The sequence below is a fragment of the Sphingomonas sp. 66-10 genome (assembly GCF_001897045.1).
Taxonomy (GTDB): Bacteria; Pseudomonadota; Alphaproteobacteria; order Sphingomonadales; family Sphingomonadaceae; genus Sphingomonas; species Sphingomonas lycopersici.
This window is the reverse complement of sequence record NZ_MKRR01000023.1, coordinates 15,580-18,495: the sequence shown is the minus strand read 5'-3', so window position 1 is coordinate 18,495 and position 2,916 is coordinate 15,580. Positions and strand designations below refer to the sequence as shown.

The 2,916-nt window shown below is 67.5% G+C and carries 2 protein-coding genes and 1 pseudogene; all 3 read left to right on the top strand.

Features of this window, described 5'->3' with window-relative positions; genetic code table 11:
- Positions 1-224 (top strand): annotated as a pseudogene (locus tag BGN95_RS02955) (glycine dehydrogenase); the annotation flags it as partial.
- Entirely contained in the window at positions 221-1,795 is a 1,575-nt protein-coding gene (gcvPB, locus tag BGN95_RS02950) for an aminomethyl-transferring glycine dehydrogenase subunit GcvPB (RefSeq protein WP_265268500.1), read from the top strand. The pseudogene BGN95_RS02955 and the gene gcvPB, both read left to right, overlap by 4 nt.
- A gap of 93 nt (positions 1,796-1,888) precedes the next feature.
- Positions 1,889-2,821 (top strand): NAD(P)H-dependent flavin oxidoreductase, encoded by a 933-nt coding sequence (locus BGN95_RS02945; RefSeq protein WP_179510885.1) that lies wholly within the window; start codon positions 1,889-1,891, stop codon positions 2,819-2,821.
- The last annotated feature ends 95 nt before the right edge of the window (positions 2,822-2,916 follow it).

Sequence of the window (2,916 nt, the reverse complement as noted above, 5' to 3'; positions counted from 1 at the left end):
TCAACGAGACCTTCTTCAACGAATTCACGCTCGATCTCGGGCGTGAGGCGCGCCCGATCGTCCGCGCGCTGGCGGACAAGGGGATCCTCGCCGGGGTGTCGCTCGGGCGGCTCTATCCCGACGAAGCCGGCCTCGCCAACGGGCTCGTCATCGCGGTGACCGAGACGACCACCGCGGAGGATGTCGAAACACTGGCCCAGGCGCTTGAGGAGGTGCTGGCATGAGCGCGATCAACCAGAGCGGCTGGCGCCCGACCGCCCCGCAGCAGGGCGGCAATGCGGCCCCCACCTTCACCGGCAACAAGGCATTGATGCTGGAAGAGCCGCTGATCTTCGAGATCGGCGACAATCACACCACCGGGGTCGAAGTGGCCCCGCCGGTCACCGCGACCAGCCGGCTTGGCGGGCTAGCGCGCACCGCGGCGATCGACCTGCCGGGGCTCAGCGAACCCGAGACGGTGCGGCATTATACCCGCCTCAGCCGGCAGAATTATGCGATCGACCTCGGGCTGTTCCCGCTCGGCTCGTGCACGATGAAGCATAATCCGCGGCTCAACGAGAAAATGGCGCGGCTGCCCGGTTTCGCCGATCTACACCCGCTCCAGCCGATCGATACGGTGCAGGGCGCGCTCGAGGTGATCCAGCAGCTCGCGCACTGGCTGGTGACGCTGACCGGCATGCACTCGGTAGCGATGAGCCCCAAGGCCGGGGCGCATGGCGAATTGTGCGGCATCCTCGCGATCAAGGCGGCGCTGGAGAAGCGCGGCGAGGGGCATCGCAAGGTAATCCTCGTCCCCGAAAGCGCCCACGGCACCAACCCCGCCACCGCCGCCTTCGCAGGCTTTGCGGTGGAGGATATCCCCGCCACCGCCGACGGCCGCGTCGATACCGCGGCGCTCAAGGCGCGGCTCGGGCCGGATATCGCCGGGGTGATGATCACCAACCCCAATACCTGCGGGCTGTTCGAGCGCGATCTCAGGACGATCTCGGAGGCGGTTCATGCCGCCGGCGGCTATGTCTATTGCGACGGCGCGAACTTCAACGCGATCGTCGGCCGGGTGCGGCCGGGCGATCTCGGCGTCGATGCGATGCACATCAACCTGCACAAGACCTTCTCGACCCCGCATGGCGGCGGCGGGCCGGGGTCGGGGCCGGTGGTGTTCTCCGAGCGCCTCACCCCGTTCGCCCCGCTGCCGTTCGTCGAGAAGCGCGGCGATCATTTCGCGCTGGTCGAGGAAGAAACCGCGCAGGATCACCACGCCGACAGCTTCGGCCGGATGACCGCCTTCCACGGCCAGATGGGGATGTTCACCCGCGCGCTGACCTATATCCTCAGCCACGGCGCGGACGGCCTGCGCCAAGTCGCCGAGGATGCGGTGCTCAACGCCAATTACGTGCTGCGCAGCCTGAGCGACGTGCTCGACGCGCCGTTCGCCGCCTCGGGGCCGTGCATGCACGAGGCGATCTTCTCGGATAAGGGCTTCGCCGAAGGCTTCTCGACGATCGACGTCGCCAAGGCGCTGATCGACGAGGGTTTCCACCCGATGACGATGTATTTCCCGCTCGTCGTCCACGGTGCGATGCTGGTCGAGCCGACCGAGACCGAGAGCAAGGCGACGCTCGATCAGTTCATCGGCGCGCTGCGCTCGGTGGCCGAACGCGCGCGTGCCGGCGACGAGACGCTGCGCACCGCGCCGCATTTCGCGCCGCGCAGCCGGCTCGACGAAACCCTCGCCGCGCGCAAGCCGGTGCTGGTGTGGAAGGCACCGGAAACCACCGCCGAAGCGGCGGAGTAACATACCCGGATTTCGGCGCCGGCCCGTTTGGGGCTGGCGTCGACACCGTGTTCATGCCAACCCGTCTTTCGAAAAACGAAAGAGGAGCGGGCAATGGCGATCAGGACGCGCATCACCGAGCTGCTGGGGATCGAAAAGCCGATCATCCAGGCCGCGATGGGCTGGATCGCGCGCGCGCAATTGTCTTCCGCGGTATCCAATGCCGGCGGGATGGGGATCATCGAGACCTCTTCGGGTGAGCTCGACGCGGTGCGCGGCGAGATCATCAAGATGCGCATGCTCACCGACAAGCCGTTCGGGGTGAATGTCGCGCAGGCCTTCGTCCGCGATCCAGAGATCATCCGCTTCGTGATCGATCAGGGGGTGAAGTTCGTCACCACCTCGGCCGGCGATCCGATGAAATACACCGCGATGCTCAAGGATGCCGGGCTGACGGTATTCCACGTCGTCCCCAATCTCGCCGGGGCGTTGCGCGCGGTCGAGGCGGGGGTCGACGGGCTGATCGTCGAGGGCGGCGAGGGCGGCGGGTTCAAGAATCCCAAGGACGTGTCGACGATGGTGCTCGTCCCGCAGGTGGTCGAGGCGGTCGACGTGCCGGTGGTCGCCGCGGGCGGGATCATGGACGGGCGGACGATGGCGGCGGCCTTCGCGCTCGGCGCCGAGGGCGTGCTGATGGGGACGCGCATCCTCTCCTCCGCCGAAAGCCCGGTCCACGACAATTGGAAGCGCGCGATCGTCGAGGCGGACGCGACCGATACCGTCTTCCTCAACCGCAAGGGGCCGGGGCCGGCGCTCCGTGCGCTGCGTACCGAGCGTACCGCGCGGCTCGCGGCGGAGGGCTCGCCCAATATCTTCGGCGAGTTCGCCGATACCCAGCGGGTCTATTTCGCGGGCGATCTGGAGGCGGGGATCGCGCTCACCGGGCAGGTCGCCGGGCGGATCCACGATGTGAAGCCGGTGGCGCAGATCTTCGACGAGACGATGCGGGAATATGAGGCGGTGACCGCGGGATTGCCGCGAGGATAGGGGGCCAGGCGCTTCCTAACCCCCGCTCGCCCTGAGCTTGTCGAAGGGCTGTACTTCTGAACGTGCAGGGCTTCCACAAGCTCAGCCCGAACGGC